This is a genomic window from Streptomyces lydicus (genome assembly GCF_004125265.1).
Classification (GTDB): domain Bacteria; phylum Actinomycetota; class Actinomycetes; order Streptomycetales; family Streptomycetaceae; genus Streptomyces; species Streptomyces lydicus_C.
Map to the genome: position 1 here is coordinate 7536746 of NZ_RDTE01000003.1, position 23910 is coordinate 7560655.

General features: G+C 66.9%; 20 protein-coding genes. 6 read left to right on the forward strand and 14 right to left on the reverse strand.

Annotated features, from left to right (window positions below):
• Positions 1-82 precede the first annotated feature (82 nt).
• Entirely contained in the window at positions 83-1501 is a 1419-nt protein-coding gene (locus tag D9V36_RS35760) for an MFS transporter (RefSeq protein ID WP_129298907.1), read from the forward strand.
• On the forward strand, positions 1498-1902 hold the full coding sequence (locus D9V36_RS35765) for a cupin (RefSeq protein ID WP_129297420.1): 405 nt from the start codon (positions 1498-1500) through the stop codon (positions 1900-1902). Before D9V36_RS35760 ends, D9V36_RS35765 begins: the two co-directional genes overlap by 4 nt.
• Before the next feature lie 236 nt (positions 1903-2138).
• Here the strand turns inward: D9V36_RS35765 and D9V36_RS35770 are convergent, their stop codons facing one another.
• The 6 genes from D9V36_RS35770 to D9V36_RS35795 form a co-directional block, all read right to left on the reverse strand.
• Positions 2139-2999, reverse strand: a complete 861-nt coding sequence (locus tag D9V36_RS35770; RefSeq protein WP_241721161.1) for an immunity 49 family protein — start codon at positions 2997-2999, stop codon at positions 2139-2141.
• Positions 3000-3013: 14 nt separating this feature from the next.
• Complete coding sequence (locus D9V36_RS35775; RefSeq protein ID WP_241721162.1) at positions 3014-3940, reverse strand: immunity 49 family protein; 927 nt, start codon at positions 3938-3940, stop codon at positions 3014-3016.
• Positions 3941-4082: 142 nt separating this feature from the next.
• Entirely contained in the window at positions 4083-4418 is a 336-nt protein-coding gene (locus tag D9V36_RS42345; protein ID WP_241721163.1) for a hypothetical protein, read from the reverse strand.
• Positions 4419-5139: 721 nt separating this feature from the next.
• Positions 5140-5784: a hypothetical protein gene (locus D9V36_RS35785; RefSeq protein ID WP_241721164.1), complete on the reverse strand. Its 645-nt coding sequence runs from the start codon at positions 5782-5784 to the stop codon at positions 5140-5142.
• A 154-nt stretch (positions 5785-5938) separates the two neighbouring features.
• Positions 5939-6607, reverse strand: a complete 669-nt coding sequence (locus tag D9V36_RS35790) for a pentapeptide repeat-containing protein (RefSeq protein ID WP_241721165.1) — start codon at positions 6605-6607, stop codon at positions 5939-5941.
• Positions 6608-6624: 17 nt separating this feature from the next.
• A complete protein-coding gene (locus D9V36_RS35795) occupies positions 6625-7209 on the reverse strand; it encodes a hypothetical protein (protein ID WP_129297421.1) in 585 nt (194 codons plus the stop codon).
• A gap of 361 nt (positions 7210-7570) precedes the next feature.
• Between D9V36_RS35795 and D9V36_RS35800 the strand changes: the two genes are divergently transcribed.
• A complete protein-coding gene (locus D9V36_RS35800; RefSeq protein WP_129297422.1) occupies positions 7571-8053 on the forward strand; it encodes a DedA family protein in 483 nt (160 codons plus the stop codon).
• A 23-nt stretch (positions 8054-8076) separates the two neighbouring features.
• Here D9V36_RS35800 and D9V36_RS35805 read toward each other — a convergent pair whose 3' ends face one another.
• Positions 8077-9339 (reverse strand): MFS transporter, encoded by a 1263-nt coding sequence (locus D9V36_RS35805; RefSeq protein ID WP_129297423.1) that lies wholly within the window; start codon positions 9337-9339, stop codon positions 8077-8079.
• Entirely contained in the window at positions 9336-10481 is a 1146-nt protein-coding gene (locus tag D9V36_RS35810) for a PLP-dependent cysteine synthase family protein (RefSeq protein WP_129297424.1), read from the reverse strand. The genes D9V36_RS35805 and D9V36_RS35810 overlap by 4 nt, the downstream gene beginning before the upstream one ends.
• Before the next feature lie 1708 nt (positions 10482-12189).
• On the opposite strand from D9V36_RS35810, the gene D9V36_RS35820 reads away from it, so the two are divergent.
• Positions 12190-16590 carry a hypothetical protein gene (locus D9V36_RS35820; RefSeq protein ID WP_129297426.1) on the forward strand — a complete coding sequence of 1467 codons (4401 nt, stop codon included), beginning with the start codon at positions 12190-12192 and terminating at the stop codon, positions 16588-16590.
• 562 nt (positions 16591-17152) lie between these two features.
• Here the strand turns inward: D9V36_RS35820 and D9V36_RS35825 are convergent.
• Together D9V36_RS35825 and D9V36_RS35830 are read right to left on the reverse strand one after the other, a co-directional pair.
• Positions 17153-17902 (reverse strand): FG-GAP repeat domain-containing protein, encoded by a 750-nt coding sequence (locus D9V36_RS35825; protein ID WP_129297427.1) that lies wholly within the window; start codon positions 17900-17902, stop codon positions 17153-17155.
• A 246-nt stretch (positions 17903-18148) separates the two neighbouring features.
• Complete coding sequence (locus tag D9V36_RS35830) at positions 18149-18952, reverse strand: aminoglycoside 3'-phosphotransferase (RefSeq protein WP_129297428.1); 804 nt, start codon at positions 18950-18952, stop codon at positions 18149-18151.
• Positions 18953-19173: 221 nt separating this feature from the next.
• On the opposite strand from D9V36_RS35830, the gene D9V36_RS35835 reads away from it, so the two are divergent.
• Together D9V36_RS35835 and D9V36_RS35840 are read left to right on the forward strand one after the other, a co-directional pair.
• Positions 19174-19914 (forward strand): AzlC family ABC transporter permease, encoded by a 741-nt coding sequence (locus D9V36_RS35835; RefSeq protein ID WP_241721166.1) that lies wholly within the window; start codon positions 19174-19176, stop codon positions 19912-19914.
• Positions 19907-20245 carry a branched-chain amino acid transporter permease gene (locus tag D9V36_RS35840; protein ID WP_129297429.1) on the forward strand — a complete coding sequence of 113 codons (339 nt, stop codon included), beginning with the start codon at positions 19907-19909 and terminating at the stop codon, positions 20243-20245. The genes D9V36_RS35835 and D9V36_RS35840 overlap by 8 nt, the downstream gene beginning before the upstream one ends.
• A 124-nt stretch (positions 20246-20369) precedes the next feature.
• On the opposite strand, the gene D9V36_RS35845 is transcribed toward D9V36_RS35840, so the two are convergent.
• From D9V36_RS35845 to D9V36_RS42355, 4 genes are all read right to left on the reverse strand, one after another.
• Entirely contained in the window at positions 20370-21632 is a 1263-nt protein-coding gene (locus D9V36_RS35845; protein ID WP_129297430.1) for an Nramp family divalent metal transporter, read from the reverse strand.
• Between the two features lie 160 nt (positions 21633-21792).
• Positions 21793-22806, reverse strand: coding sequence for a VOC family protein (locus tag D9V36_RS35850; protein ID WP_129297431.1), 1014 nt, complete (start codon positions 22804-22806; stop codon positions 21793-21795).
• 68 nt (positions 22807-22874) lie between these two features.
• The gene (locus D9V36_RS42350; RefSeq protein WP_241721167.1) at positions 22875-23084 is read right to left on the reverse strand and encodes a 2-hydroxymuconate tautomerase; all 210 of its coding nucleotides are present in this window, start codon (positions 23082-23084) and stop codon (positions 22875-22877) included.
• 2 nt (positions 23085-23086) lie between these two features.
• Entirely contained in the window at positions 23087-23887 is an 801-nt protein-coding gene (locus tag D9V36_RS42355) for a 2-keto-4-pentenoate hydratase (protein WP_241721168.1), read from the reverse strand.
• Between the last annotated feature and the right edge of the window lie 23 nt (positions 23888-23910).

Genomic DNA, 23910 nt, shown 5'->3' on the forward strand with positions numbered 1-23910 from the left:
CATCATCCCCCAGGTGTCGACAGCGGAGGTCTTCCGGGGATAGTTTTCTTACGTGTATAAAAACTTGCAACCGAGAGCCGGATTGGTGCTGGCGGCCGTGGCCTTCGCCCAGTTCGCCGTCGCCTTGGATCTATCCGTCGTCAATGTCGCGTTGCCCGCGATGCGCACCGCGCTGGGCTTCGCCCCGGTCGACCTGTCCTGGGTCGTGCACGTGTACGCGCTCGCGCTCGGCGGCTTCCTGCTGATGGGTGGCCGTGCCTGCGATCTGTTCGGGCGGCGACGGCTCTTCGTCATCGGCCTGATCGTGTTCGGCCTGTGCTCGCTCGCGGGCGGCCTGGCCCAGGAAGCCTGGCAACTGATCGCGGCACGGGCGGGTCAGGGCCTGGGCGCCGCCGCGGCCACCCCGGCCACGCTGGCCACGCTCACCTCCACGTTCACCGAGGGCCCGCAGCGCGTCCGCGCGCTCGGTGTGTGGAGCGGGGTGAACGCCGCGGGCGGTGCGCTGGGCGTGCTGGCCGGTGGCTTGCTGACCCAGTACGCGGGCTGGCGCTGGGTGATGCTGATCAATCTGCCCATCGTCGCGCTGGCCCTCGCGCTCGTCGTCGTCGGCGTACCCGCCGATACCCGCCCCGCACGCCGCGACAGTCTCGATGTCCTCGGCGCCGTCCTGGCCACCGGGGGCGTGGGACTGCTGGTCTTCACGGTCGTCCGCACCGACACCCAAGGCTGGGGAGCGCCCGTCACCTGGGGGATGCTCGCCGTCGCGGCCCTCCTTCTCGGCGCCTTCGTCGTCACCGAATCCAGGGCCTCCGCGCCCCTACTGCGGCTCGGGCTGCTGCGCAGCCGCTGGGTCGCAGGCGCCAATGTGCTGGTGTTCTTCTCCACAGCCGGCCAGTTCGCGGCCTTCTACTTCGTGTCCCTGTACATGCAGCAGGTTCTTGCGATGAGCCCGGCGGCGACCGGCTCCGCGTTCCTGCCCTTCTCCGGGTGCTTGATCGCGGGCAGCATCGTCGCGACCAAGGTCACCGCGGCCCACACACCCCGTACAGCCCTGGTGCCCGGCGCGCTCCTCGCCGCCACAGGCCTGGGCTGGTTCGCCTTCATCAGCCCCGACGGCAGCTTCCTCACCGACGTCCTCGGCCCCTGCATCGTCACCGGGCTCGGTGTCGGCCTCGTCGTCGCCCCGATCGTCGCCGCCGCGACCACCGGCGTCGCCGCCCGCGAGGCCGGCATGGCCTCCGGCCTCATGAACAGCTCCCGCCAGCTCGGCGGCTGCATCGGCCTGGCCGCGCTGGCCACCATCGCCGCCCAGCGCACCGGCACCGCAACCGGCCCCGCCGCGCTCAACAACGGCTATGCCCTGGGCCTGGTCATCGCCGCCACGTTGTTCGCCCTCGCGGCGGTCGTGGCGATCGCCGTCCTGCCCCGCACCCGCCCCCAGTCGTCGACACCGCAACCGGCCGACTCCGTAGAAAAGCAGCTGGAAGGAACCCTGTCATGACGACCACACCCGTCGCACCCGTGGACCTCTCCGCCGCGGCCCTGCACATCAACCCCGACGGCGGCATCCACGCCTCCCGCCGGCGCACGGCACCCACTGATTCGGGGGCCTGGCACATCGCCACGTTCCATGTGGAAACCGACGCCGACGTCCACGGCGATCACTGGGAGATGCACCCCGAGGCCGACGAGGCCGTGTGCTGCCTAAGCGGCGGATTCCGCATCTACTTCCGCCCCGCGGAACCGGACGCCACTGAAGACATGGTGCGAGTGTCCGTCGGCACCGCGGGGATCATTCCGCGTGGCCGCTGGCACCGCATAGAGCTGGACGGACCCAGCACTCTGATGTCGATCACCCTGCGCCACGGCACCCGCCTCGAAAAGCGCTCGGAGCTCGGCTGAACCGGCACGGCTGCCGGGGAGCGAACGCGGCGACCGGCAGCCGCTCAGGGCCAATGGCTCGCAATCGTGTCCGTGACGCGGAGGGGCGGCAACGGTCGGCGCGGCGGCCGCGGAGGTTGCAGTGACTATGCTGCCGCATTCGAACAGTGCCAGACGGACGTGCCTCCCGAAGTCGTAAATATCTGCTGTTCGTTCTCATGAACAAAGCCAGTGTGCGCTTTACGTGGGGTGCGGTGTTACGCGTCGAACTCGCCGCGCCAGGCGAAGCCGAGGAGGGCTTCGGGGAGGTAGTCAGACTCGACCTCGACGGCGATGCCGTTGGCCTTCGCGAGGCTGGCGATGGCCAGCGGAGCGAGGGCCACGATCCCGAGGATGTTTTCGGTGCGGTCCTCGTCGGCGGTCCAGTACTCCTTGTGCCGGCGGATGGCGTCGGCCAGGGCGTCGTTGAAGCCGGCGGCGTCGTTGCGCAGGTAGCGGTAGAGCATCATGATCGGCGGGTACTTGAGCTTGATCATTGTCTCCGCGTCGACGACGCGGGCGTGCTCGGGAGCGCTCAGGTCCACGGCGCGCACCAGGTGTGTGCGCAGGTCGTCCCGGCGGAGCCAGAAGCTCTGGAGGGTTTCCACCCAGGCGTAGGTGTACTCGTCCAGGGCGCCGCCGAAATTGCGCAGAAGGGACACCGGGATCCGGGCCAGCATGTCGAGGCGGGCTGCTTCACGGCAGATGACCGCGAGGTAGAAGGCGTTGAGCCAGGTGTTCGCGTTGAGGTAGGTCTGCGGCCCGGTGGTGGCGAGGTGGCGCTCCTCCTGGCGGATCTTGCAGGTGACCGTTTCCCGGTCGGGATCGGCGGCGGCGAAGACGGCCGAATGTACCTGCATAGCCAGCAGCCAGGACTCCCACGTCTCCAACATGCCGGCAGTGGGGTCCCCGACACAGCGGACGAGGGCGACGTTCAGCGACTCCATGACCGCTTCCGACCTGGAGTTGTGCGAGGTCTCGATCCTCTCCAGCGATTCCGACAGCGACTCCTCCATGACGGGAACCACCGTCGCCATCGCGTCCTTCTGATAGTCCTGGCGCGGAATGCGCGTTGCCATCTGTTCCAGGTGTCTCACGTGGGGAACTCGCCGCACCAGTTGCGCTTGATGAGGACGGCGGGCAGATATTCGGACTCGACCTCGATGGGGATGCCCGCGTCGTGGGCGATGCAGGCCATGGCGAGAGGGGCGAGGGCGACGAGGCCCGCGATCTGGAAGGCTCGCTCCTCCTCGCTCCAGTACTCCTTGTGCCACTGGAGGGCGTTGGCCAGCGCTCGATTGAAGCCTTCCCGGTCCTTGCGGACGAAGCGGTGGAACATCTCCATCGGGGGGTACAGCAGCTTGCCCACCGTCTCAGGGTCGTCGACGGCGTCCGGGGCGGTGGCGTCGACCGCAGTCACCAGCTTCGGGACGAGGTCCTGGCCTCCGAGCCAAGAGGTCTGGAGAGTGTCGATCCAGGCGTAGTCGTACTCCCCGAAGCGCGAGCCGTTCTCTCGCAGCACGGACAGTGGCACCCGGCACAGCGATGTGATCCTGTCCTTCTCCCTGCACACCACCGCCAGGTAGAAGGCGCTGAGCCAGGATCCCGGGTGCACGTACCACTCCGGGCCGGTGGCCTGGAGCGTGCGGTCCTTGTGCGCGATGCGGCACTGCACGTGCTCTTCGGTAGTGGTTGCGGCGGCGAACAGGGCAGAGCCGACCTGCATCGCATTCACCCAGGCGTCCCACGTGGGGAAGATCGCGGCCCGCGGGTCCATCAGGCAGTGTGCCTGGGCCAGGGTGAGCGTGGTGCCCAGGGCATCGCCCAGATCGGCGGTGCCCGCTTCCAGACCGTCGATCAGTTCCTGAGCATTCTCCTGGAGCACGGCGAGGCCGTCTTCCGCGTTCCCTGTGGGAAAGGGATGGCGGGGAACGCTTGTGATCATCTGTACCTCAGGTCGGGAAATCGCCCCGTCGCCGCGGTTGAGCAGCTCGCTGGGCAGGTAGTCGGACTCGATCATGGTGCCAGGTGCCTCACGTGGGGAACTCGCCGAGCCAACCGTGCTGCAGGAGGTGCTTGGGCAGGTACTCCGGCTCGTCCTCGATCGGGCTCCTCCCGTCATAGGCGAGGCAGGAAACGGCGAGCAGGCAAGAAGGTGACGGTCACGGTGTGGCCGAAGGGGAGCCAAGGATCTTCGCCGTCACCGATTCGATGAACGCGGCAGCCTCGATCTCTGTGATCTTGACATGGTCCACTTCGTTGTGACCGAGGTCGTACAGATTGAGGTACTCGGTCGGCTCCCAGCGGAGGCGCCGGGTGAAGGCTTCGTCATACGTCTGGCCTTCGTCGATTCGACGCCGGACGATTCCGCGCGGTTTGTGCCGGGGGTAGCCCTCGCTGACCTTCGCGTAGTAGGTGATCTGGCCTTCGGCATCGAGCGCATCGAGTGTCGCTGGGGCGAGCGTGACGAAAGACGTGGAGGAAGCGTTGCTCTCCACGTTGCGAGCCGGATCATCACGCCGTTGAGGTCGAGACACTCCTCCAGGAAGTACCCACCGCCCCGTTCGTACATGAGGAGGAGCGGTTCATAGGGGTCCGGCAGATCGGCAGGCAGGTCGTCTCGGACGTCACGGAGCGCCGCCCACCGGATAGCGGCTCGGCAGGTCCGCTTCAGCGAAGTCGGGGCGAGTCCGGCCAGGACTTCTTCCATTTCGGCGGCGACATCGGGGGGGTCTGGAACTCCGCATCGACGTGCTCCGCGACGTCGAAGAAAGGCCAGGACTGCTCTGCCCCACAAGCACGCGCCCACAGAGCGGCTCGTCGGAGGTATTCGCGCATGAGCAAAGCACGCGAATTGGCGTGATCGGATGCCGCGAAATCGTCGGCCCAGTCAATGGCACGCAGTCGCTCCAACACCCTGCCTGGAGAATTCTCGGTCACTTGAGGGTCGCCCCTTGGTGATGCACCTCAACGGGTCGATGACCCTTCCCGACTTGCCAGCGAACGACAGTGCCTTGGCTACCGCGCCCGCTTGCCCCTACCCGACGCCCATGGCGCCACCGGTGAGGTGGCCGCACCTCCCCGACGCAGGTGGGACAGGCGCTGGCTAAGAGGGCGGGGCAGCCACCAGCCACATGCCACGCCGGTCGTCCACTACCTCGTGCCGGTCAACTCGGCGAGACACGTGGGGCGAAGGCTCGGCCGGCTCGGCACCTTTCGTCACAGCAGGTCGGTCAGATTGGGCCCAAGCCCGTCTGTGATGTCGGGGGCCTTGACCCCATGGCCTTCGGCAACGCCAAAATACGTCGGCTCGCCAGGCTCGGCCAAGACTCCCAGCAAGTTGTCCAGACCTCGCAGTGCTGCTGCTAGGCGTGGGGCATTGTGCGCATGCACGGCGGGATGTGGCCTCCCTCGGAAATCACATAGGCCCCACACATCGTGGTAGACCGAGAGTTCCGCTGAGGAACCGATGATATCGGGAGATACGCCGAGTTCGACCAGGCCAGGTTCACGATGACGGCTTCCTTCAGCATCGAGCCAGATACCCGAACCCACCACCGAGATCTCCGACATCTCTGCGGACGGGTAGCCGACCGGTTGGCATGCCCGTGCCTGTTCGGCAATCTCGGCGCTATCCAGGGAACGCCCCACGATGTCGAGCCGACTGTGAATGCCGAGCCCACCCTTGCCCACCTCGAACCAGCTCCACTCCAAGGAGACGGGTTCCAGCAACTCGTTCGCCTGCAGGAGGGCAGACATGCGTGCGGCCGTCTCAAGAGCTGGTTCCAGCTCCGGCGCGGTTACGTCCTCAAGATCCCAGAACCATGAGCCGCATTCCCTCGGTGCGCGCATCAGAGTCGGCATGGAACTTCCTTACGGTTTGGCCGCATTGGAATGCGGCGAGGCAACCGCCTTGGAGGCATCGCTCTGCCGGAGAGCTTTGCTGTCTGCTTACCCGGCGTTTCAGTACCGGCAGGAGTGCTCCTTCAGCTTGTCGCACGAGTCGATGTCGCGCAGGTCAGTTCCCAGTTTTAATTTTCCGTGGGATAACTTCTACTTTTCCTCCCCTTTCCTTGATCCAACGCTCGAGTTCAGCTCCGTCAATCTCTTGAACTCCCTCACCCCCGACGAATTCAATCGGCCCGAATACTGATCCTGACAATCCACGCAGGATCGTTCTATCGTCGAGTCTGACCTGAAAAGAATTTTCCTGCACTACCGCATTCGTCAAATCTGCCCCGCAGATTCTCACGTCCAGAAAGGACGCCCCCATGAGCCGCGCGCCGCGGAAGCTTGCACCTGATGCGTCCACGCCGTAGAGCGAGGCCTTCACAAAATCTGCCGCGTCGAGACTCGCGCCCCGCAGTACCGCATCGTCGAGGTTGGCTCGCACTAGTGAGGAACTGGTCAGGTTAGCTCCTGAAAGATCGGCACCCTCCATGTCGGCGCGATAGAAGTTGGCTTTGGCAAGGTTTACGTCAGTCAGCTTCGCGTCAGTGAACCACGACTCACCGAAGTCGCCGCCCGACATGTCCGCGCCGCTGAAGTCGAGACCGACCGCGTCAAGTGCTTGCTTGTCAGTCGCTAGCAGCCATTCCTGCAGACGCTCTGCAGCGATGGGGTCAGCGGGGAACCTCCGCGGCGCCCAGCCATTACGGGTACCAGATGACATGGTCTTCCCAGTCATTCTTCTGGACGATGCATTTAATGTCGTCGATCGCCGCTTGATTCGCGTTTCGGACGTCGAGGATAACTGTACGTCTTGGTGAGCATGTGGCTCACGGTGTAGCCGACCTTGGTAGGGCCCTGGGCGGTATCGGTGGATGCCCGCCACGGGTAGCGCACCCTCAGGCCGCCCGCGTGGATCAACCGATTGGCGTTCCCGGCGACTTCACGGAAGTGGTCGAAATTGTCGTAGAGGTATTTCTCGGCCTCGCCGGTGGTGGTGGAGTCGATGAACTGTACGCCCCGGTGGAACTCGTCATCACTGAAGGCGTCCGCGTGCAGGTGCCGGAGCTCCGAGAGCTGGCCGTCGGTCAGCTCGGACGTCCATTCGTCCATGCGTCGGGCGCCGTTGGGCATGCCCGGCGCCGCGATGTCCTGCGGGATGAGGTAGCCGGGGTCGGCCCCGGCTACCACCAACGGCACTCCGGCTTCTGCGGCGCGCGCCTCGGGAAGAGGTGCGGCCACCGGCTTTAAGGGAGCCGGCGCGTCTTCGGGGGCGCCATCGGCCTCGACCGGTTCCATGAGCAACGATCGATTGCTTCCGGACCGCATGGTGAGATCCATGAAACTCTCCAGGTTGTCCGCCCGCGATCCCGCGAGCTTGCCCAATGCCCGGGCGCTCCGCCCGGGGCCTCGGCCGTAGGGCCCGGCCGTGTACCCGGGGAACGCAAGTTCGCCTAATCTGGGTGTTCCGGGTGGCGCTGAGGGGAGGCCGTACCCGGAAGGCCCGTGGACGCAGGAACGCTCTGCGTCGTGCTCGGGAACCAGTGCCGCTTCGATATGCAGGCAGGGACGGACCAGCAGATGCAGGTGAGGTATGAGACCGGACTCGTGCCCTTTGCAAGCCCGCTCGGGCGAGAATCGCGACATCGGGTGACGGGAGAGGCGAGCGACGGCGAGGGGCCGGCTCGGCGGGCGAGACGTCGTGGATGAGGTCGCGCTCACAGCCGCCGGTCTCTACGCCATCGTCCTGCTGCGCGCCGGAGGGACCTTCGCCGTCGGCTGGCTCGCCGGCGCCGGTGCCAGGCGCGGCAGACTCGCGGAGCGGGTCTCCACGGCCAAGTTCCGGCGCGCCGAACGGGCGATCCAGCGGTGGGGCGCACCGGTGGTGGCCGTCTCCTTCCTGACCGTCGGGTTCCAGACCGCTGCCAACTTCCTGGCGGGGAGCATGCGCATGCCTCTGTCGCGCTACCTGCCGGCACTGTTCGTGGGGGGAGCGGGCTGGGCGCTGGTCTACGCGACGGCCGGCATCGGCGCGCTGGAATTGCTGGCAAGGGTGTTTGCCGGGCGGACGGTGACTGGTGTGGTCGCGGTTGCCGCCCTTTTCCTCGCGGTATGCGGCGTGATGGTGTACCGGGGCAGAAGAGCTGCTTCGGCCCGTCGCAACCCTGCGGCCGACGAATCCTGACAGGGCCGCCTGGGGGCGCGTGCTCAGGCGGTGATGACGGCTGACGGCCGGCGCGCGGTCAGGCGTCCGCTCCGGGCCAGTGCCGCGACGGAAGCGGCGCAGGCGAGGCCGGTGGCGCTGAGGGCGGACCAGGTCAGCCAGGCGATGTGGTGGTGCCGGGTGAAGTCCCACAGGGCTCCGGTGGCGAGGTTGCCCAAGGTGATGCCCACCCCGGAGACGGTGTTGTACAGCCCGTAGTGGGTGGCGACCAGGCGTCCGCCGGAGAGTGCGACGACCGTGTCCATCTCGAACGGGTAGACCACCGCGCTGCCCATGGCGAGCAGCACGACCGCGGTCACCAAGGAGACGAGGGTCATCGCTCTCGCTCCGGGCTGGGCGAGCGCTGGAGGCACGAAGGCCAGCCCCATGGCCGCCAGCCCGCGGAAAAGCGCTTCGTGCGGACTCCAGCGCCGCTTGGCCCAGTCGGTCAGGCGCAGTTGCCCGGCGACGGCGACGACTGCGGAGACGACGAACAGCCCACTGGTGACCTTGGTCCCGTTGCTTCCCAGGGCCTCATCGGCGGCGAGTGGGAGGGCCAGGTAGACCTGGAAGGTGAGTACGTAGGACCCGATCATCGCGGTCGAGAAGAGGAGAAAGGGGCGGTTGGACACGACCGTGCGCCATTGCGCCAGCACTCCGGCCGCCGGGTGACCCCCCTGGTCCGCCGAGTCGCCGCGCCGGGCGGGCAGAGCGCGCCACTGCAACAGGGTGAGCACGGCGAAGAGGGCAGCGGCTGCCGCGCACACCGCGCGGAAGTCGGCGGCCAGGAGGGCGAGGCCGACGAGCGGACCCAGGAGCATGCCTCCCTGGTAGTAGACGTTGAAGGTCGCGAAGGCGTCCACGCGCCGGTCGCCCGCTTCCGCTGCCAGGTAGGCCCGCACGGCCGGGTTGAACAAGGCTCCGGCGAACCCGGTGGCCGCCGACGCGGCAACGAGGGCCGGGAGGCTGTCGACCCAGCCGAGGATTCCGAAGCCGGCCGTGCGCAGCAGGCAGCCGGCCATGATCGGGGCCTTGTAGCCGTACCGGTCGGCGATGGTGCCGCCGATGAGGAACATGCCCTGCTGGGAGAAGTTCCGGACGCCCAGGACGAGTCCGACCGCCCAGGCCGCCAGGCCGAGGTCGGTGGAAAGATGGGCGGCGAGGTAGGGCATGAGCATGTAGAACGCGAGGTTGATGGCGAACTGGTTTGTCATCAACAGCCGTGCAGCGATCGGGAATGAACAGGTCTGCCGCCACAGGGACTTCATCGGGATACCTCCGCCGGCCGCTGCTGCCCGCGCGTCGCACCGAGCGGATCGACGACGGTGGTGCACCGCGTCCAGCAGGTGACAGTCGCCTCGCTCGGGTGGGTGATTTCGTGGGGGTCGGAGGCGGGCTCGTGGCCGAGGAGCCCGTGCCGGCGACAGTACGTGTCGTCGAAGACGGTGCCGACGTAACGCTGCAATCCGTCGGGGAAGACGGCGACGATGCGCGACTCGGCCGGCATCCGGCCGGCCAGCCACCGGGCGACCAGGGCGACCGCGCCGACGCTCCAGCCGCCGGTGGCGTACCGGCAGCGCGCGAGTGCCCGGGCCGCCCACACCGACTCGGGAGCGGCGACCCAGTGCACCTCGTCGAAGAGGCCGTACGCGACATTGCCCGGGTAGATGCTGCTGCCGAGGCCGCGCATCAGCCGGGTCCCGGCGGGCTGTCCGAAGATGGTGGATCCGGTCGTATCGACTCCTACGATGCGGAGGCCGGGGAAGAAGCCGCGAAGCACGGTGCCGATGCCGGCGGAGTGGCCCCCGGTGCCGACGCTCACGACCAAGGCGTCGATGCGGCCGAGCTGCGCCACGAGTTCATGGGCGAGCGGCCGGTACGCCGCCACGTTGTCCGGGTTGTGGTACTGGTCCGGGCACCAGGCATCCGGATGCGCGGCCAGCAGCCCCTCGACCCGTTGACGGCGGGCCTGCTGCCAGCCGCCGACGGGGTGCGGCGTGGCGACCATCTGGACCTCGGTTCCGTACGCGGTGAGCAGCCCGGACATCAGGGGTTCCATCCCGGGGTCGGTGACGACGGTGACCGGGTGGCCGTAGGTGACCCCGGCGAGCGCGAGTCCGAGGCCGAGGGTGCCGGAGGTGGACTCGACGAGGGGAGAGCCGGGGAGCAGATCACCCCGCCGGCGAGCGGCCTGGACCATGTACAGCGCGGTCCGGTCCTTGATGCCGCCGGGGTTGTGGCCCTCCAGCTTGGCCCAGAAGCCGCTCCCGCTCGCGGTGAACGGCTCCCCGACCCACAGCACGGGGGTGTCGCCGACGAGTCCGGCCGGCGTGTGCACGGGGCGTTTGGCGTCGGCGAGCAGTTGGGCGGGCGCGGAAGGAACGGCGGTGGGTACGGCGAAGTGGTGCATGGCGTGCTTCTCCCTCGGCCGGTGCGGTCATGCGGCGCCGGCCGGTCATGTACGGGTGGAAGGAGACAGAACTGACCACGAGCCGGAAGGCGGCACAGCTCCGGAAGGAGGCTCGCTCGCGCGGCTCAGGAAACGATCAGTTCTGCCACACGCCGAGCAGGGCTCGTGTGTGGCCGTGCGCGGCGCCGGCGGAGTCGTTGCCGACATGCGGCCTCACCGCAGCCGAGGCGCCGGTGACCATGGCGACGTCGCCCGGCCGAGGGGCTACGGCAGACTGCTCGGGCGCCCCGATGCTCCGTGGAGCTTGGACGGAGGGCTCGTCAGCTCCGGAGCACTCGGCCGATCCGTGCCCGCCGTGACCCGGCGATTCAGCGGGAGTGCCCTCGGTGGTCTCCGTCACCTGAGAGCAGGCGGAGGAAACCGCCAGGAAGGTGTCGGCACGCCCCGTTCCCGCCGGGGCCGGCCCGTGCGCGCAGCCGAGCACATGGATCAGGGCTGCCAGCACCACGCAAAGAGCCGCCCTGCTCCACATCGCTGGGCGGTCACTGCGACACCCTGCCGGAACCCTCACAAGCACGAATCGTAATCAAGCGCATACATAAAGTGCTTGTGAGGAGCGCGCGCTCCGCGCTCGTTCGCATGGCTTCCACGTGGGGAATGCGCAGGAATGGCACGGGCGGGGCGGGGTCGGCAGCCGGTGGTAGTCGTGTTCGACTTCGAGCGCGTCGATCGCCGCATCGGGTGAATGACGGGCAGGGACGGCTCCCGCGCCGGGAACGTCCGGGGCCTCCTGGGGTGGTCAGGTTGCGGTCAGGGGGACCTGGACGGGCACCGTGACGCCGCTTCAGGGGCCGAATAATGCTGCGACAGGTAGGCGCAAACCAGCCAACGTCTTCACGAGTGTGGCACTCCGTCACATTCCACTCACAGGAAATTCACAGTCGAGCGTGCTACTGGGAGGCTGCTGACCTTCATTCCGATTGGGTGGGGGTGGAGACCGGATTCCGGACAGGGTCTACGCAAGCCAGCCTGATGTGTGCATGCAGCGCTTAAGGTGGCAACCGCTCGGAGGGGTGGACTCAAGTCATCTCGTGCTAAGACTGGCGAAACGTGATGATCCACCCTAAGGGCTCCAAGTCGCCCTATCTGCACAGAGTTGATAGGGGGTGTGCCTGAGAGGGGCAGTACGCAAGAGACGCATATTCGCACCTGGCATGCTCGCTGCTGCTGCCCTGGGTATGGCCCCGGCTGCCCGGGCCGTGGACGACACAAAGGACTTGAACGGGCGGGAAGCCTGCAAGATTCCTGGCAAGTCGACCTTCAAGTTCCCTATGTACTACAGCTCCGATGAGCGTGGGGCGTACCGCAACACCCTGACCGACAGCGCGGGCGCACCCAGTCCGGACCACAGGGCTTCCGCGCCCGTACCAGTCGAAGCGATCAAGAGGGCTGCGGCCAAGGCCAAGTCCGCCCGGTAGATCCGTAACTGGCCTCCGCAGCCTGCCCAATGGGGCGCCTGGCTGCACAGGCTCACCCGGCTCGGTTCAGTTGTGGTCGCCGATCACGCCGAAATCAGATTCTTCCCAGGCCAATCGCTGCACTTCGACCTCGGCTCTCACCCGCCGCCTTCGGCGTATGGGAGCCGAGATGTCCTGTAGCGGCGTATCCCTGCCCTGCCTCATGTGCAATTCCGGAGAGAGGAAAACCATTGAAGTTAAACAGACCCGGCCGTCAGGCCCGCGTTGCGGCTGCGGGCCTGACGGCGACTGCGCTCCTGACCGGACTCATACAGACTGCCACACCGGCTATTGCCGACACCGAACCGCAACGAACGCACAACTCATCCGCCGGGCTCACATCGCTGACCACCGGAGTCACGGACCCGGACAAGAAACTCGGCAAGGAGTGGAGGTCATCTCCGGACCGGGCTGTCACCGCAGTTGCTGACGCCAACGGTCTGACGATTCTCGTCGCCGACAGTGCGCAGGGTTACGCCTGGAGGACTGCCGCCGTACTTTCCGAGCCCGGCGTACCCGCAGACTCGTGGATCGGCAATCAGTGCGCCATGGATGCCGATCACGTGGCAGTCGTGTACGCACCCCGCTCGTTTACGAACCATCCAGACCTTATGCAGGGTGGTGCCTTCACTGCTGTCGTCAACGTCAAGAACAGCACGGTGACGAAGCTGCCGTTCACCGGGACTCTCGCGTACTTCGACCCCACCTGCAACACCTTCACGCATACTGCCGCCTTCACTCAGTACCGCGACATGAACGACATGTCGAAGGTGAAGACCCGGGTTATCACGGTGAATACGGTCGGCAAGACGGTCATGAAGACGGGTGAACTGCGAGGGCAGGTCTCATCGGCGGCTCCGGTGAAAGACGGCGTCGTCGCTGGTCTCGGTCGTGATCTCATCCATGTCAATGACAAGGGGACGATCCGTCGGCTGGCCAAGGGCGACAGTATCCCCTTCGATATCCGCCCCATGGCGGATGGCCGGATCAGTTTTGTGGACCGCAAGAGCGTGACGACGGCGCAGGCGAAGGTGCACGGCGGACGCGGTAAGCCGCGCACGGTCGCTACGGGACCCCTCGGTGACATCGACCTCATGCCCGGCGCGGAGGGGCGGGTCTTCCTCACCGGCCGTCCCAAGGACGTCAAGGTGCAGGGAAGCGGCGTCACCAAGATCGACGCGCCGGCCGGCACCGATGTCTCTTCCCACGGCCGCCTCGCCGTCGACCCCGTCCTTACCCCTGGCGTCCGCGCCGGACTGACCCGCATCAAAGCGGCCGGCAAGGGGTTCGACAAGGTAAGCGAACCCGAGGCGGGTGTGCGAAACCGTTCCGGGCGGGCCCCTGGCGCGACGGGAGACGACACCACGATCACCGTCACTTCGACCGCCACGACGACACGGCAGGAGATCAAGCAGCGAGTTGCCCCGACGCAGTCGCGCATCGGCAGCGGTCTTTCTCCTGCCCTTACCGGCGGCAGCCGGCCCCGCCTGCTGCCGCCGGCACCCGAAAACGTCTCCCATGATCCTCGTGACACCGACCGCTGGTGTTCCGTCTCGCGCAACGACATGAGCGTGCAGGCGTTGCAGCCGACGCCGAACCAGGTTGAGTGGGCCGTGGACATGGCCGTGCGCGGCGAACTGCGGAGCAAGTGGATCCGTCAGGGCGGCTACCGCGATCAGGCCGGGCTGGGCTCGATCGACCCGCAGGGGTTATTCCCCCTGCCGAAGCTGAACGGAGGCGGCCGGATCCCCGCCAACGTCCTCCTTGGCATCCTGGCGCAGGAGTCCAATCTGTGGCAGGCCGAATCGGGTGCGATCCCCGGTCAGATGGGCAACCCGTTGGCCGCCGTGGATGGTTACTACGGCCACAGCGCGAAAGACACCCTCCTCGGGTATTGGCGCATCAAATGGGAGAAATCCGACTGCGGTTACGGTGTAGGGCAGATCACGGACGGTATGCGCTTGAAGGGGCACGAGAAGGACCACGAAACGAGCCTCGACCCGAAGCTTCAGAAGTTGGTCGCGGTCGACTACGCCACCAATGTGGCTGCCTCCATGAAGATCCTCGCCGACAAGTGGAACGAGGTGCACACCGAGGGGCAGAAGATCACGGTGAACAACGACGATCCCTCCCGGGTGGAGAACTGGTTCACCGCCGCGTGGAACTACAACCTCGGCTTCAACTCCAAGTCGGACGCTTCGAAGAACGGCGGCCACTGGGGGCTGGGCTGGTACAACAACCCCGCAAATCCCATGTACAAAGAGGGTGCTTGGAAGCACCCGTTCATGAATGTCGACCTCGACCCGCGTAACATACGTGACGCGGCACATCCACAGGACTGGCCGTATGAGGAGAAGGTGATGGGCTGGGCTGCCTGGTCCATTGACACCGGCTTCTCCTACTCCACCGATGGTCGTCAGGGCAGGAAGGGCGAGGACGGATTCTCTTCCGCCGGATTTCAACCGGCCTGGTGGCTCACCAAAGAGGACCGTGCCCTCGTCAGTCCGCCCCTGGACACCTTCTGCAACAAGAAGAACGGCTGTGACCCGGCCAACCCGGTCGACTGCCCGGACGAGGCCTGTTATCGGCAGTTCTGGTGGACCCAGGAAAACGCCACCTGGAAGCCTGAATGCAAAGATACGTGTGGACACGAGGCCATTAAGTACGTCACCTTGCGCGCCGAGCCGGGCCGCGGCTATCGGTTAGAGCACGGCGAGCCGGTGTGCGGTGCTGCCCCGCAAGGGGCAGACGTCATCGCTTCCATCCCCAACGGAACCGAAACGTGGTCGAATTGCGGAAAGCAGTCGTCGACAGGCACGTTCCAGTTCACTTTCTTTCCGGACTGGGACAAGCACTACGAGGCGAAGGCCGATCTGCATTCGATTGGCGGCGGCCATGGCGGCCACTTCTGGTACACCCACACCCGTAACGAGGACAACCTCGGCGGGGAAGGCAATCGGATGACGATCGAGGGTCAGTGGAAGGCGGGTAAAACGTACGACCTCGCTGCCGTCTACGCGTACATCCCTGACACCGGAGCACAAGCCAGGCAGGCAAAGTACCTCATTAGCGGTGCTGCCGGTGGCCCGTACGAGCGGGTCGTGAACCAGAATGCAAACAACGGAAAATGGGTGTCGCTAGGCGCCTACAAGTTCACGTCCACACCGTTGGTGACGTTGACGAACTACACGAAGACGGGTACCGCCGACCATGACATCGCCTGGAACTCCGTAGCGTTCAAACCGATCAACGGCAAGTTCGTCCACCGGACCATGACAGCCGCGTCGATCTTCGACCCGAACCAGAACCTCGACTCCAACATGCCGGAGGAGCTGTACACGCCGCTGCGGACCCAGAAAACGCTTTACAACTGGGCCATGGGGCTGGCATATGAAGGCCCCCGCTGGGACAATCCCGCAGCGGATATGCGCGGCTTCACCCATGAGGCCCGCTGTCCCACGGCCAAGGCGGTGGGCGAGTGCACCGGCCAGAAGACCTGGGACGCAGCCGAACAGTGGCGCAAGGACATCAAAGCCGGCGGAGACAAACCGAACGCGAACGGATCCGCGCCCGCTATGTCAGTTCCCGTGTGGATGGGCATGTCCAACCAGCGCCCCGATCCCGCGCAGCCGGCCAGTGTGGCGCTGAAGGGCGACAACAGCTACAAGATCAAGAGCGATATCGACGTGTCGTTCGTCTCCGACGGGAGCGGAAAGATCATTCCCGGCAGTGAAGGAGCGAGCTACCGGGTCCGGGTCGGCAACGCCCACCTCCCGTACTTCGTGACCAACGTCATGAAGGCGATTGAAGCCGACTACGGTATTGCCAAGCCGGACATCGACTACACCACCCAGGATGCCCTTGAATACGGGAACGTCCACACCGCCCACCCGTACGCCGACGGCGATACACCCGGGCAGGCATACTTCCCCCACTTCAGAGGTGCACGCCTGAACTCGGATAACACCTGTGTGGATCTCCGCGCCGTTGGTGGCGGTGTCCACGGATACCGCGCGATGATCGCCCACAAGAACATCAACGACAATGTGAAATCGTGGGTGGACGAGATCAATGCGAACAACGAAACCAACTACGCTGTCCGAAACTTCGCCGGAGACATCTACTCGATGTTCTTCAAGAACAGCGGCGACAACAATGTGTTCGGCAGCATGATCGGCAACGCGCCTCCCATCTGGCAGGATATCGCCGCCGCGTTCTGCGCGGACGGCAGCGTCAAGCCGACGCACGAGGAAGTGAACAAAGACGCTGCTCCGCCCAACGGCATCGTGTTCCAGAGCTATATGCCCGACCTGTACCTCTATATCGACGACAAGATGACCGACAACCTCGGCCGTCCTTCGAGCGGGAGGATCAGCGGTGGCGACTGGACAGACTTCTCCAACTTGCCGTTCACCGCTCCCAACGGCAACGCCTTCGGTCCCTGCGATGCCTTCCACCGGGGAAGCGGCGGCAACCCGTGGAACGTGTCACCGCCCGTGCCGATCATCGGCGACGGCCCTGGTAATCGGCCGTCCAATGTCATCCACTGCGACGAACCGGCAACTGAGTTCACGGACAACCTCACACACTAGAGTGTGAGGTCCACGTCTCGGGGCCGCCCGCATGCGTCGGAGTGGCCCCGAGGTGTGCAGCCTGCCGCATCAAGGTGGAATGGCAGCGTGCGTTGGCGCAGGAGAAAGTGGGTTTGTTGTGGGCTCAGGAATCGATTTCCTTGTGGTTTTTTTCCTCGTCGTCTATCTTGGGCCCGCTGCGTGGTTATGCCGCAAGGTGGCCCGTAATTCGTCACGGGGTGTCGGCTGGCTCATGGCTGCCGGAATCCTGGGCCTCCCCGTCGCCCTGATCTTCGCTGGGCTCTTCGTTCACTGAGCTTCGACTGCCCATCAGCCGGCATCAGCGTTGGGCCAGTTCCGGCGAAGCCAGTCCGCAGTCCGCGATGACTCCGGTCTTTCCGATGACGACTTCGTTCCCGACAGCGGCTGTGTCATGCGGCCGGGGCCGGGACTTGCGGGGCCTGGGCATGAGCCCGGCCCCTGGACCTGGGCCGAGGGCGGCGCCTTCACCGTACGTCCGGCCCGCTCCGGCGCCGGGCGCCGACGGTCCGTGTCAGGGAGGGCCGTCGGCGCCCGGTGATGGTCAGGAGCAGGGCTTGTAGAAGTGCTTCCAGCCGTCGCCCGGCATGGCCGGCGGCTCCGGCGTGGTTCCGAACTCGCCGTATTTCTGCTGCAGTTCGTAGTCGTAGCTCCCCGGGCCGCTGCCCGGCTTCGTCAGGCGCACGTCCCGGTCGAGCCCTCCGTCACCGGAGTTGTTGAGGATCGCGAGGTCCGGGTATGCGTCGCCACCGTAGTTGGCGATCCGGAGTTGCTGGACCTCGCCGCGATCGCCGATATCGGAGTGCCGGGACTTGGCGGAGGTCAGGTTCGCGCGCTTGAGGGGGCCGGGGCGGTACTCCGCGACGCGTGCCGTCGAGGGGTCGTCGCCATCGGCCGGCGTGACGAGGTTGACGACCATGTCCAGGGTGCCGTCGCGCTGGAAGTCGGCGACCGCGGCGGTCGCGATCTCCCCCTTCTTGGCGCCGAGAAGGGCGCTGACGGGGTACGGCTTGCCGAACGAACCGTTCCCGGCACCCCACTGGACCGTCATTTTGGTGCCCGTGAGGCCGGGGTTGCTGATCCTGTCCGGGTGTTTGTCACCGTCGAGGTCGCCGATCAGCGTCGTGGCATCGGCCAGGCAGGGGGCGGCCGTCACCGTGGCGGCCTTGCCGGCCCGCGCCGTAGCACCCGGGGCCGATGCGGTGGCCGCATCGGCCTGATAGCCGGCGACACTCAGGGACAGAGCGGCGGCCGCGACCGGGGCGGCGATCAGGTGTAGGCGCTTACGGTTCATCGTGTCACTCCTCATGTCGTTGCTGCGACGTGAGATGCCGTCAGTGCTGCACGCGTTGATGTCCGGATCGCTGTATTACTCAACTGTGACGTGCGAACGGGAGAAGGGAGAGCGGCCGGCCCGCACCACGTCATCGCGGCGTGCGAATGCGAAGGGGAGGCGGGGGCGCGGCCCGCACCATGTCACCGCGGCGTGCGCACGGGAGGCGGGGCGCGGCCCGCACCGGATCACCGCGGCGTGCGAGGTTCAGTCCGACAGTCCCCACAACAGCCGGTAGTACGCGATCCGTTCCCGGTCCGGATCGACTCCGTAGGCTTCGAGCAGCGGCTCTTCCCATCCCGGACCGTAGTTCCACTGCGTGCTCCACGTGGCGACGGCGAGATCGGCCCAGCGGTCCGCGATACCGAGCGTGCCGAGGTCGACGTGTCCGGTACAGGTGCCGTCGTCACCGACCAGGGTGTTGGGAGCGCAGGCGTCGCCATGGCAGACGACGAGCTGGTCGGCCGGCGGGATGTCGCTGAGCACGCCGAGCGCGCGCTCAACCGTTCCGAAGTGTTGAAGGTCTTCAGGCCAGTGAGCTGGATCGATCCGGCCTGCCGCCGCTCGTGACCGAACAGCCTCCAGGCGCGTTTCCGCGGACCAGTCGAAGGGGCAGTTCGCGACGGGCAGTGCGTCATGAAGGGCGCGCAGCCCGGAGCCGATCGCGCGTACCGCGGGGCCGGGGTCGCGCTTCCACCGGTCGTCGACCGCCATGCGTCCTGGCAAGCCATGGGTGACGATCCAGGACCCCGTTCGGTCGGCGCCCTCACCGAGTACCCGTGGCACCACGGTGAACCTCGCCGCCCACCGCAGGCGTGCCACCTCGGCCGCGAGGTCGATGCCGCTGCCGGCCGGTGTCCACTTCACGAACTGCCGGGTGTCGCCCAGGCCGACTTGAAAGGTCAGTCCGCCGCGTTCGTTCTCCCATACGGCCCGGGCCGGCCGCCCCGCCGCGAGCTCGGTGACGACGCGTGGAGGTGTGATGGGTCCGGTGGGCGGGGTAGCGATCATCCGGTCATTCTCGACGGAACGGCCGCCGCCCGTACAGGGAATTGCCGCTGCCCGTACGGCGCCTTGTGCAGGTGCGGTCGGGCTCCGGTCTCGTGCCGGTTCCGTAGGTGACACCGGCGCGTCATGCCGCCGACACCGGCGACGGCGGCCCGCCTTTCCTCTTCTGGATCAGGCCAACGACCTGCGTAGTAAGGGGACATGGACCTACTAAAGTTGCGTCCATGTCATCACACATGCGTACGGCACGCGGCGAGCCTGCTCCGCCGCAGGACAGGAAGAGAGCGTCCGACATCCGTCAGGCGCTCGCGGAGACCCTGCCGGTCGGCGTGGGGATGTTCTCCTTAGGGATCACTTTTGGGCTGCTGGTCGTGCAGTCGGGGCTCGCCTGGTGGTGGACGCCTCTGTTCAGTGGGCTGATTTACGCCGGGTCGCTGGAGTTCCTGCTGGTCGGCATGTTGATGGCCGCGAGTCCGCTGGTCTCGATCGCCTTGACGACGCTGCTGGTCAACTTCCGGCATGTCTTCTACAGCCTGTCGTTCCCGCTGCACCGTGTCCGGGGCAAAGCCGCCAAGACCTACGCGGTGTTCGCCCTGATCGACGAGGCCTACGCGCTCACGGCGACGCGGTCGGCCGATTCCTTCAGCAGCCTGCGGATCATCGCGACACAGGTGTCGCTGCAGTCCTACTGGGTCGGGGGCGGGCTGGTCGGCGCGCTGACCGGTCGGGCTCTGCCCACGATCGACGGCCTGGACTTCACGTTGACCTCGTTGTTCACCGTGCTGGCGATCGAGGCGTGCCGGTCGGGTCGGGATGTGCCCGCTCCGCTTCTGGCCGCGGGATGCGGTCTCTTCGCCCAGCTGGTGGCGCCCGGCCAGATGCTCGTGGTGGCGATGACCCTCTACGTCATCACGCTGCTCGTGCGCTACCGCTTCACCCGGCCCCAGGAGAACGCCAATGCCTAGCACCGGATACATCGTCTCGGTGCTGGTGATCGCCGCGACCATCACCTTCGCCCTGCGGGCCGTTCCCTTCGCGTTCCTCGGGCGGCTGCGCTCGTCGCAGGTGACCGCCTTCCTGTCCCAGCACATGCCGGCCGGCATCATGGTGATCCTGGTCATCTACCTGCTGCGCGGTGTCGACGTCACCACCAGCCCCTACGGACTGACCGAAGCGACGGGCATCGCCGTGACGGCCGGACTGTACCTGTGGCGGCGCAATGTGCTGCTGAGCATCTTCGCGGGCACCGGGGCCTATGTGCTGCTCCTGCACTTCCTCCCGGCGGCACACGGCTGACTGCCCTGACGGATCTGACGGATCTGACGGGCCTGACGGACCCGTTCGCGCACTCCCGGGCGCCGGGGCCGCGGGCCCTCCTGTCCGCCGGGAGTCCCCGGGAGTCCCCAGCAGCCACCGGGAGTCAGCCGAGGAGGATCTGGCCGAGCAGGTAGAGGTTGAGGCCGGACAGGACGAAAGCCAGGACCGCTCCGATCCCGGTGGTGAGCGGCCTGTTGACGTAATCCCCCATCAGCTCGCGGCTCCGGGTGAACATCACCAGAGGGACGAGGGCGAACGGGATGCCGAAGGAGAGCACCACCTGGGAGATGACGAGCACGGAGTCCGGTGAGAATCCGGCAGCCAGGGCGATCAGAGCCGGCGCCATGGTGACACCGCGGCGCAGCAGCAAGGGAATCCGGCGGCGGAGGAAGCCCTGCATGACGACCTGTCCGGCGTAGGTGCCCACGCCGGAGGAGGAGAGCCCGGAGGCCAGCAGGGCCACCGCGAAGGCCAGCGCGGCCATACCGCTGACGGTCTGGCCGAGGGAGTGGTGAGCTGCTTGCAGGCTTCCGCTGTAGTCACCGCCGCGCCGGTGGAACAGGGCGACGGCGACACAGAACATCGCCAGGTTGATCAGTCCCGCCAGACCGAGTCCGGAGACACAGTCGATACGCAGGCTGCGCAGCGCGACCTTCTTGGCGCGGGGGGTGCGCGGCGAGAGCCGTTGCGCGGTGATGGCGGAGTGCAGATAGATGACGTGCGGCATGACCGTGGCGCCGATGATGCCGACCGCCAGGGTGAGGGATTCGGTGCCCGCGAGGCGGGGCACCATGCCCGCCGCAATGCCCGCTGCCGACTGGCCGCCCAGCGCGAACAGCTGGTAGAGGAAGCCGAAGCCGATCAGCGAGAGCAGGAAGGTGATGGCGACCTCGAAGGGGCGGTAGCCGCGGCGCTGGAGGGCGAGCACCGCAAAGCTGATCACCGCGGTGGCGACGCCCGCGGGGAAGAGCCGCACCCCGAAGAGCAGGTTGAGGCCGATGGCGGCGCCGACGAATTCCGCCAGGTCCGTGGCGATGACGACCAGTTCGGCCTGCACCCACAGCATCCGTGACATCGGGCGCGGCAGGCTGCGGCGGCACAGGGTCGACAGGTCCGTCCCGGTCGCCAGGCCGATCTTGGACGAGAGGTACTGGATGAACATGGCGACGGCATTCGCGACCACCAGGACCCACACCAGCAGATAGCCGAACTTGGCGCCCGCCTGGAAATTCGTCGCGAAGTTACCGGGGTCGACGTACGCCACCGCGGCGACGAACGCGGGCCCGTAGAAGGCACGCCGGGTTCGTTTCACCTCGCTGAGCGCACGCTGCTCCACCGAGGCCGTGGTCATCTCGGCTGTGGTCATCTGGGCTGTCCCCTCAGGGTGTGTGCTCGGTCCGTATGACTCACGCTCTTGTGGGCACCTGCGAGACCGCTCCGTGGCATCCCCCGGAAGGCACGGCGGCGCCGCCCCGGGCCAGGCTTACCGTGGGCCTGGCACCGGGGCGGCGCCGTGTGGCAGGGCGTCAGCGCAGGGGAGAGTCCGTAACCGAGTCCGGAGCCGAGTCCGAGTCCGGATCCGGGCCGACGGGCGGGGTGCCGTAGGTGAAGTAGGTCTCCTGCGGCAGGTTGGTGCCGCCGATCGCGGTCCCCGTGTCGATCTGATCCATCGTCCAGGTACGGGTCTCGAAGTCCGGTTCGAGGATCAGGATCCCCGGGTCGCCGAACAGCTCGATCCGGTTGCCGCCCGGCTCGAAGACGTACAGGAAGGAGCTCTGGGTGATGCCGTGCCGGTCCGGGCCCGCCTCGATGGTGATGTCGTAGTCCCGGAACATCTCGGCCGCGTCGATGGTGTGCTGCTGCACCCCGTAGTAGAAGGCGACGTGGTGCAGCCGCCCGCGGGCTCCCCGCGCGTCCCGCATGACGGCGACGTCATGGCTGAGGAGGCTGCTGCTCATCCACACACCGGTCTCGATGCTGCCGTCGACCACCCGCTCATTGGTCCGCAGACCGAGGTGGCGCTCGAAGGACTGCTTGACCGGTGTGACGTCGCTGGCCAGCAGGTTGAGATGGTCGATCCGCTTGATGGGCAGGCCCTGCAGCGGCTTCTTCGACGGCCGGCTGAGGATCTTGCTCCGCAGCTCCGGCGGGGACTTGTACTTCTCGGCCTCCCACAGCAGGCACATGTGGTGGCCGTCGGGCGTGAGGAACTCGTAGGTCTTGCCGTAACCGAACTCGTCCTCGGTCCACTTGCCGTCCTGGTTCCCGTCCCGCATCGACCGGACGCGGCGTTCCAGCGCCTGGGGTGACGAGGTCCGCAGCGCGGCGTGGTCCATCCGGGGCTCCGGACCCTCGGTGATCTTCAGGCTCCACTGGTACGGGTCCTCATAGCCCCGCAGGTAGACGGACTGACCCTCGCGCCTGGTCTCGTACATGCCCAGCAGGTCCTTGAAGAACCAGAGCGTGCCGTCCGGGTCCGGGGTGTGTAATTCCACCCGCGCCAAGTGGGCGATCTCGTGGCGGTACATCTCTTCGCTCATGCTTCGGTGCCTTTCTCGGACAGCGGGAGCGGAACTTTCAGCTGACGGGGCCGCCGGCACCGGCGGACTCAGCCGGCGTCCTTCTTCCGGGCGTTGCGTTCCTCGGTCGTGACGTCGCCGGCCGCCCAGTGCGCGGGCTCGACCTCCCGGATGACCACCCGGATGTTCGCCAGCGGGGCACCCACGGCGCGGTGCGCCGCTTCCGTGAGTTCATGGATCAGTGCGCGGACCTGCTCCGGTGACCGTCCGGAGCCCAGGGTCACGTCGATGAACGGCATACTCAGCCTCCTGCGACGGTGATGGTGCCGAGAGTGGAGAAGTGTGCGGCGACGCTCGCGCCGGGCCGGACGTGGACCGCGTCGGTCATACCGCCGGTGAGGACGATCGCGCCGGCCTCGATGGCCAGTCCCTGCTCGCCGAGGGTGTTCGCGGCGAGGGCAAGCGCCTCCGCCGGGTGTCCCTGGACCGCCGCGCCGGTGGCGGAGTCGACCACCTGGCCGTCGACCTCCAGCAGGCATGCTTCGTGCGCGAGGTCCATGCCCTCGGGGGAGCGCCCGAGGGGACCGAGCACGAACAGCCCGGAGGAGCTGTTGTCCGCCACCGCGTCCGCCAGGGTGAACTTGAAGTCCTGGTAACGGCTGTCGATGATCTCGATGCCGCCGTAGACGCGGTCCACGGCACCGAGGGCGACCGCCGCGGTGATGCCGGGGCCCGCCAGCCGCTCCCGCATCACGAAGACGATCTCCGGTTCGGCCCGGGGGTGGATCAGCCGCTGCCGGGGCAGGGGGACGCCGGCCGGCAGCACCATGGCGTCGGTCAGCCAGGCCAGGGACGGTGCGTCGATCCCCATCCGGATCTGCTTGGCGCGCGAGGTGAGGCCGAGCTTGACGCCGATCAGCGTCTCGCCTCGCTGCAGCCGCTGGTGCAGCGCCTCGCGCTGCACCGTGTACGCGCCCGGCAGGTCGAGATCCGGCCAGTGCGCGGTGATCGGCCCGCGAGCGGTGACCGAGCGCTCGGCGTCGAGCAGGACCTCGGCCGCGCGCCGGGCGTCGCCGGAGCGGATTTCCAGTGGCTCGGCCATGAATGAGGCCGCCTCCTTCGGTA

Coding starts and splice junctions, on each gene's coding strand:
- D9V36_RS35765 (WP_129297420.1), top strand. CDS start 1,498: ATGACGACCACACCCGTCGCACCCGTGGACCTCTCCGCCGCGGCCCTG.
- D9V36_RS35770 (WP_241721161.1), bottom strand. CDS start 2,999: ATGGCAACGCGCATTCCGCGCCAGGACTATCAGAAGGACGCGATGGCG.
- D9V36_RS35775 (WP_241721162.1), bottom strand. CDS start 3,940: ATGATCGAGTCCGACTACCTGCCCAGCGAGCTGCTCAACCGCGGCGAC.
- D9V36_RS35785 (WP_241721164.1), bottom strand. CDS start 5,784: ATGCCGACTCTGATGCGCGCACCGAGGGAATGCGGCTCATGGTTCTGG.
- D9V36_RS35790 (WP_241721165.1), bottom strand. CDS start 6,607: ATGACTGGGAAGACCATGTCATCTGGTACCCGTAATGGCTGGGCGCCG.
- D9V36_RS35795 (WP_129297421.1), bottom strand. CDS start 7,209: ATGGATCTCACCATGCGGTCCGGAAGCAATCGATCGTTGCTCATGGAA.
- D9V36_RS35805 (WP_129297423.1), bottom strand. CDS start 9,339: ATGAAGTCCCTGTGGCGGCAGACCTGTTCATTCCCGATCGCTGCACGG.
- D9V36_RS35810 (WP_129297424.1), bottom strand. CDS start 10,481: ATGCACCACTTCGCCGTACCCACCGCCGTTCCTTCCGCGCCCGCCCAA.
- D9V36_RS35825 (WP_129297427.1), bottom strand. CDS start 17,902: ATGAACCGTAAGCGCCTACACCTGATCGCCGCCCCGGTCGCGGCCGCC.
- D9V36_RS35830 (WP_129297428.1), bottom strand. CDS start 18,952: ATGATCGCTACCCCGCCCACCGGACCCATCACACCTCCACGCGTCGTC.
- D9V36_RS35835 (WP_241721166.1), top strand. CDS start 19,174: ATGTCATCACACATGCGTACGGCACGCGGCGAGCCTGCTCCGCCGCAG.
- D9V36_RS35840 (WP_129297429.1), top strand. CDS start 19,907: ATGCCTAGCACCGGATACATCGTCTCGGTGCTGGTGATCGCCGCGACC.
- D9V36_RS35845 (WP_129297430.1), bottom strand. CDS start 21,632: ATGACCACAGCCGAGATGACCACGGCCTCGGTGGAGCAGCGTGCGCTC.
- D9V36_RS35850 (WP_129297431.1), bottom strand. CDS start 22,806: ATGAGCGAAGAGATGTACCGCCACGAGATCGCCCACTTGGCGCGGGTG.
- D9V36_RS42350 (WP_241721167.1), bottom strand. CDS start 23,084: ATGCCGTTCATCGACGTGACCCTGGGCTCCGGACGGTCACCGGAGCAG.
- D9V36_RS42355 (WP_241721168.1), bottom strand. CDS start 23,887: ATGGCCGAGCCACTGGAAATCCGCTCCGGCGACGCCCGGCGCGCGGCC.